Annotated in this window: 5 protein-coding genes; all 5 read right to left on the bottom strand. The window is 71.3% G+C overall.

Annotated features, from left to right (window positions below; translation table 11 throughout):
- Positions 1 to 58: 58 nt before the first annotated feature.
- Positions 59 to 1411, bottom strand: a complete 1353-nt coding sequence (locus tag JHN45_RS49425) for an alpha/beta hydrolase (protein ID WP_201056017.1) — start codon at positions 1409 to 1411, stop codon at positions 59 to 61.
- A gap of 180 nt (positions 1412 to 1591) precedes the next feature.
- Positions 1592 to 2452: a PaaX family transcriptional regulator C-terminal domain-containing protein gene (locus tag JHN45_RS49420; RefSeq protein WP_200715692.1), complete on the bottom strand. Its 861-nt coding sequence runs from the start codon at positions 2450 to 2452 to the stop codon at positions 1592 to 1594.
- Positions 2453 to 2561: 109 nt separating this feature from the next.
- Positions 2562 to 3110, bottom strand: a complete 549-nt coding sequence (locus tag JHN45_RS49415; RefSeq protein WP_201056016.1) for a hypothetical protein — start codon at positions 3108 to 3110, stop codon at positions 2562 to 2564.
- Positions 3111 to 3266: 156 nt separating this feature from the next.
- Positions 3267 to 5399, bottom strand: a complete 2133-nt coding sequence (gene ligA, locus JHN45_RS49410; protein ID WP_236584971.1) for an NAD-dependent DNA ligase LigA — start codon at positions 5397 to 5399, stop codon at positions 3267 to 3269.
- A gap of 281 nt (positions 5400 to 5680) precedes the next feature.
- Positions 5681 to 6328: an Lrp/AsnC family transcriptional regulator gene (locus tag JHN45_RS49405; protein ID WP_200715695.1), complete on the bottom strand. Its 648-nt coding sequence runs from the start codon at positions 6326 to 6328 to the stop codon at positions 5681 to 5683.
- Positions 6329 to 6491: the final 163 nt, after the last annotated feature.

Here is a 6491-nt window from a genome sequence, read left to right as displayed (position 1 = left end):
GGACGGGGGCGGGGACGGGATGGAGCTGCGGGCGGGTGTCTCGGGGCCGGCGCCGGGATCAGCGCGCGCCGGTCAGGCGGCCCGGGCGGTAGTCCGTGAAGGCGGCGCCGTCGAGGCCCAACTCATCGGCGCTGCGCTGGAGTTGGGCGGCAGTCGCGGAGTCGCCCCAGTGCCCGGTGTCCAGTCGGTGTTCCACCGCGTGCAGACCGGCGACCACTTCGGCGGTGGTGAAGTTGCAGTGACTCTGGCGGGCCACATAGGCCTGGCGCAGGAGCGAGGAGTCTCCGGCCGCGCGCACCCGCCCGGCGAAGGCCGACTCCTGTTCCACGGGCACCAGTTGGTCGGCGGTGGTGTGGATGTCCAGCAGCGGTACGGCCAGCCCCTGCCCGGCGGTCGAGGTCCGCTTCAGACGGGCCACCGCGACCGGGTCGGCCGTGATGTCCGCACCATGCGTGAGTCGGTTCAGATCGGTGCGCAGGTCGAGCCCGGCGTCACGGTAGAGCGCCTCGACCTGCTTCAAGTGGGCGGATCCGCGCAGCAGCCCGGCGTAGTCGACGCCCTTGTTCCAGGACGTGTTGCCGCCGGCCGACTGCTCCACCGACCAGCGTGCCGGGACGATGAACCCGAGCAGACCCTGCGCCAGCCACGCGTACTGCTGCTGCTCCTGGCCCGCGAAGTCCCGCCGCGCGGGCGGCTGTTGACCGGGTGCCCAGTCGGCCAGGTTGAGATAGGCGGCGGCCAGGGCGATCCGGGCGCGTCCCGCCGGAGTCTGCTGCGCCGCTTCCACGGCCTTGGTGAGGCGGTCGGCGAGGGCTCCGCCGTCGGCCTGACTGCCCAGGTTCACCAGGGAGTCGGCGTCGGCGGGGTCGAAGAACGTGGCCAGGGTGTACTCCGCGTCCAGCTGGTAGTTGTCCAGGTCGACACCGCCCGCGACCAGGCCGCACAGGCCCAGCGCACCGTCGACGCGTCCGGCGCCGTCGCGGGCGATCTCCGCGTTGACGAGGCCACCCATGGACTGACCCACCGAGATGACCCGGGTCGGGGTGCCGACCTCTCGGCGGAACGCGGTGAGCGCGGCGAACTGGTCCCGCTCGGCCGAGTCGAGCGCCCACATCGAGCCGTTCGGGTCGTAGGAGGAGCCGGCGAGGGCGTAACCGGCGGCCAGCAGAGCCTGGGCCACCGCGGGCGACGGGGTGTCGGCAGCGGTCGTAGGGCCGAAGCCGTGGCTGAACAGGAGCAGGGTGCCGTTCCAGTGGTCGGGTGTGTCCGCGATCCAGGTGGCGCCGTCGGTCAGCGTGCCGGAGTAGTGGGCGGCGGTCGTGGCATGGGCGCTGGTCACCGGGCCGATCAGGGCGGTGGCGAGGGCGGTCGCGCAGGCTGCGGCGAGGGTCGAGAGACGGGGTCGGGTCATGACGGCGGCTCCGCGGGTCGAGGGGGGACCGAGTGGGGGAGCGGGCAGGAAGGCCGAGCTGGAAGAGCGCTGCGAATGTAGGGCTCTTTTTTAATGGCCGTCAAGAGACTGACCAATAATGAGGCAAGGGGGTGCGCGTCTCGGGGTGTGCGGGGTGGACGCGCGGGGGTCGGAGGTGGATCAGCCCAGCGTCAGGGTGTCCAGCAGACGTGCGGCGGCGCGTGCCGCCGGGCGGTCCCAGCGGCCGGCCAGGCCGCGGAAGACGGTCTCCGCCTGGGCGGCCGGCCAGTCCGCGGGCAGATGCTCGGCGGGCAGGTGCGGGTCCCGTCGTACGAGGTCCAACCAGTCGGTGTGCAGCAGGAGTTGGCCCGCGAGTTCGTCGCCGGAGGCGGTCGCGGGCAGCGGGTCGGTACGGTCCCAGCGCTCCAGGAACGCCCGGTAGCGCGCGCCGATGGCCGGCACGTCGAACGCCTGCTCAAGCACCTCGCGGACGTCGGTCGGCGACTCCACCTCGGCCCTGAACACCCGCAGATACGGCTCCAGGCCGAGGCCCGCCACCATCTCGCGGACGTCGACGGGGGCCGGTGCCACCCACAGGCCGTTCTGCAGGGGGCCGAAGCCCGCCCAGATCAGCCGGGAGCGCAGATCGTGCCGTTCGCGGCTCCACGCCTCGGGCAGTGAGAAGCCGACCATCGTCCAGCGGCCGTCCCAGTCCCGGTTCACCGCGCCGGTGCTCCAGATGCGGTCGCGGCCGTCCGTCAGTACCTGGACGGCGTGCGGTGTCAGTCCGAAATAGGTCTTGCGGCCCTGGCGGCTGCGCTCCAGCAGATCGCGTTTGACCATGCGGTTCAGGGTGGTCCGCACCGCTTCCTCGGTGCTGCCCAGCCTGCCGAGCGCGGCGATCACGCTGCCCGACGACACGGCGATGGGCCGCCCCAGTACATGGGCGCCGAAGAAGGTCAGCATCAGGGACTGGGTGCGCGGCTCGGGGCCGCTCTCGGCGGCGGGTCCTGCGGCGACATCGACACTGGTCACCGGCACAGCCTAGGCCCGGGGCGGGCGCGCGGTGCCGATGTGCCATGAACTGTGTCAGGTCTGTAACGGCAGTTTTCTGTGTGCCGAATGATGATGGCGCCGGACCCGGAAGTGGTCAGAAGGCGAAGGCCTCCGTCAGGCGCAGGTTGTAGCCGTCCTCCTCCATCAGGACGACCGTGACGCCGAACGGGGAGGGGTGGTCCAGATCGAGGGGAGTGAAGGCGTAGTCGACCGCGGCCCGCACGGGCGGCACCAGCGTGCCGTCGGGCTGGGGAGCCGGGGCCGGCTGCCAGTGCGGTTCGGCCGATGCCGGGTCCTCGGTGTACGGGAACTGGTGGAGCGTGTGGCCGTCCTTCGTGGCGTGCACCATGTTGAGGCACGGCGACGGGCCGTCGGCGGGAAGTTCGCAGACGGTGGCGACGTCCTGGGTCTCCCAGGCGAGGACGACCTCGTCGGCGCCGGCCGCCGCGGCGATGTTCGACAGGGACGCGATCGCGGTGAGGGCGTCCCGGCCGGGTTCGACCGGGCGCAGCCAGATCAGCCCGACCAACTCGCCGCGCACGAGCGGCATGATGACCGGGCGGGGCACGGCGCCTTCGCTGAGACCCGCGACGTACGCGCTCTTCATCGACTCCGTCAGCGCGTCGAACGTACGCGTGTCCATGAACTCCCCATCCGCAGCGGCTGTGTGGCGTCCATTCTGCCCTTGTCGCGGAGTGCGGGAGGTCGCCCCTGGGAGTGAAAGGGGCCCCGACCGGACGGGGGAGACCAGTCGGGGCCGCACACAGTGAAGAACGGCCGACCGGCCCGATTCGTTCCCTCAGTCGAGGTAGTCGGCGATCAGGACCGCGAACTCCTCGGGGGTGGCCAGCCGGATGCCGAGGGATTCGGCCTTGGCGCGCTTCGACCCCGCGTTGGCGCCCGCGACGACCAGGGTGGTCTTCTTGGAGACGCTGGAGGAGGAGCGGCCACCGGCACGTTCGACGAGTTCGTTCATCTCGTTGCGGCTCAGCTTCTCCAGCGGGCCGGTCATCGCACCGGTGACGACCACCGCCATCCCGGCCAGCGGACCGTCCGCCGCGCCCGCGCCCGCGCCCGTACTCGTACCCGCAGCCGTATCCGTGTCCGGCGTGCCCTCGCCGTCGGTCGTGGCGTCGTCCGTCACGGGAGCGGGCGGGGTCGCGCCGGGCTCGGTCATGTTGACGCCGGCGGCGGCCAACTTGTCGATGAGCGGGGCCAGTTCGACGAGTTCGGCGACGATCGACGGAGCCTTCTCGGTGCCGATGCCCTCGACCCGCTGCATCGTCTCCGCGTCGGCGGCGCGGATGTTGTCCATGGTGGCGAAGTAGCGGGCGATACGGCGGGACATGGACCGGCCGGTGCCGCGTACCCCGAGCGCGCACAACACCCGGGACAGCGGCTGCCCCTTGGCCGTGACGATCGCGGCGAGGAGGTTGTCCGTGCTGGTCTCGCCCATCCTTTCCAGGCCCAGGAGTTGCTCGCGGGTCAGGGCGAACACGTCGGCGAGATCGGCGACCAGGTCCGCCTCGACGAGCTGGACGACGCGGGTGTGGCCCAGGCCCTCGATGTCGAGCTGGTCGCGTCCTGCGGCGTAGGACAGGGCGGCGACCAGGTGGCAGTTGCGGCCCTGTTCGCAGCGCCAGCGCAGTTCGCTGGTGTCGATGCCGGAACCGCAGCGCGGGCACACCTCGGGGAAGACGATGGGCTGTTCCTCGCCGGTCCGCAGATGCGCGACGGGCGCTTCGACGCGCGGGATGACATCGCCGGCCCGATGGACCATGACGTGGTCGCCCAGACGCAGATCGCGGCGGGTGATGTCGCCCGGGTTGTGGAGGGTGGCGTAGGTGATGGTGGCCCCGTCGATCTCCACCGGTTCCAGGACGGCGCGCGGGGCGATGATGCCGGTGCGGCCCACGTTCCACTCCACCTCCAGCAGCCGGGTGATCTTCTCCACCGCCGGGAGCTTGTAGGCGATCGCCCAGCGTGGCGCCCGCGTGCCGGACCCGGCGGCCCGCTGGTCGGCGGCGAGGTCGGCCTTGATGACGATCCCGTCGATCCCGAACGGCAGCCCGGCGCGCAGCGCGGCGATCTCCCGCACCCGGGTCAGCACCTCCTCGACCGTGTCGGCGGTGATGCCGGGCACGGGTGTGGTGGCGGTGGCGTTGATGCCCAACTCGGCCGTCCGGTCCATGAGTTCGCTGTGCGCGAGCTCGCCCAGCCGCTCCGCGAGCCCCGCCTCCGTGCCGGCGAGCGGCAGCAGGCCGTAGCCGAAGAACGTCATCGGCACGGTGTAGGCGCGTTCCTTGGCGCGCAGGGTGCCCGCCGAGGCGCCGCGCGGGTTGGCGAACGGCTGTCCGTCGTGCGCGGTGCGGACCTCGTTGGCGTGCTCGAACTGGGCGGTGGTCATGAGGACTTCGCCGCGCACCTCGACGGTGACCGGCTCGGTCAGCTCGGCGGGCAGGCCCTCGATGGTGCCGATCGCGTGGGACACGTCCTCCCCGGCCGTCCCGTCGCCGCGGGTGATGAGCCTGGTGAGGCGGCCGTCGACGTAGCGGGCGGCGATGGCCAGGCCGTCGAGCTTCGGTTCCACACTGAACCGCGTGATCTCGTGGTCGGTTCTTCGGGCCAGCGAGACGGTCCAGGCGGTGAACTCCTCGGGGGAGAACACATTGTCCAGGCTCAGCATCGCCACCGTGTGCGGGACGTCGCCCTCGACCGCGCCGCCGGCGACCTTTCCGGACGGGGAGTCGGGCAGCACCTGATCGGGATGGTCGGCCTCCCAGGCGGCGATACCGCGCACCAGCCGGTCGTAGGAGTCGTCGTCCAGCACCGAGGTGCCCCCGGTGTAGTAGGCGGCCGACGCCTTCACCGCGTCCTCGACCGCCTGCGCGTAGCCGGCGGCGTCCACGATCACTGCAGCTGGTGTAGTCATGACGTTCATCCTGCCCGCCACCACTGACAATGCCCCGGGAGCGAACGTCAGGGCCGACCGCGCGTTGGCCCGACGCGGCTCCGTGGGCTAAGGTGGATCTTGAGCCGGACGCCGCAACTCCCGTCGCCCGGCGCTGCGTTGGTGGTCCAAGGAAAGACGCCCCGCTTCCTGCGGGGAGATGCAGGTGCAAGGCCTGCCCGGCGCTCCGAAACGAATGGGGCCTGTTCCGCACGGTGTGCGGAACAGGCCCCATTTCGATGTCCGGGGCTCGGGACCGCCGCTCACTCCTCCTGATCGGAGGTGCGCTGGAGGTCGGCCCGGCCCTCGGCGGCGCGGATGAAGCGGGTCATGCCGAACTGGCTCGTGCCCGAGGTGTCCTGCGGGGCGCCGGTCGTCGTCTCGCCGGAGCGGGGCGCGGACGGCAGGACGTAGGGGCGGCGCAGCACCTCGTCCAGGATGATCACCGTCTCGGTCGCGCGGACCGCGGGGATCGTGGACAGCCGGTCGGTGACCAGGCGGTGCACGGCGGTGACGTCGGCCACCCGGATCTGGATCATGGCGTCGTGCTGGCCGGTCGTGACGGCGCAGTACTCCACCTCCGGCATCTGCGCGAGCGCCGTACGGAACTGCTTCCACAGCTCCTGGCGGACCGTGACGAAGATCAGCGCGCAGATCTCAAGACCGACCCGGTTGTGGTCGACGCGGGCGCTGAAGCCGTTGATCACGCCGTCGGCACGCAGGGCCTCGAGGCGGGTGTAGGCGTTCGCGCGCGAGACACCGACGCGTTCCGCGAGGGCCGCGACGGAGATCCGGCCCTGGGTGCGCAGTACATCCAGGATCTTGAAATGCACCGAATCCAGGGCAAGGCCGATGCCGATCCGTCCAGAGCGGCGTTCGGGAGGGGTCTCCGGAGTCGACAGATCTTCCATGTTCGCGCCTCTCCGTCGATTTTCGTCTCGCGGTGATCCCGTCGGCCGAAAGTCCTGGTTAGTTTCAGCCCACCCTAACGGCGAATCGTCCAGGTCCCCTCCCGGTGCCCGCCCGTTCCCGCCCCGCCTTCTTCCGCTCCGCCCTGCTCACGGAGGCACTCAT

The sequence above is a fragment of the Streptomyces sp. MBT53 genome (assembly GCF_016654115.1).
GTDB lineage: Bacteria > Actinomycetota > Actinomycetes > Streptomycetales > Streptomycetaceae > Streptomyces.
Note: the sequence above shows the minus strand (reverse complement) of the source record. Positions and strands in the feature narration are given on the sequence as shown.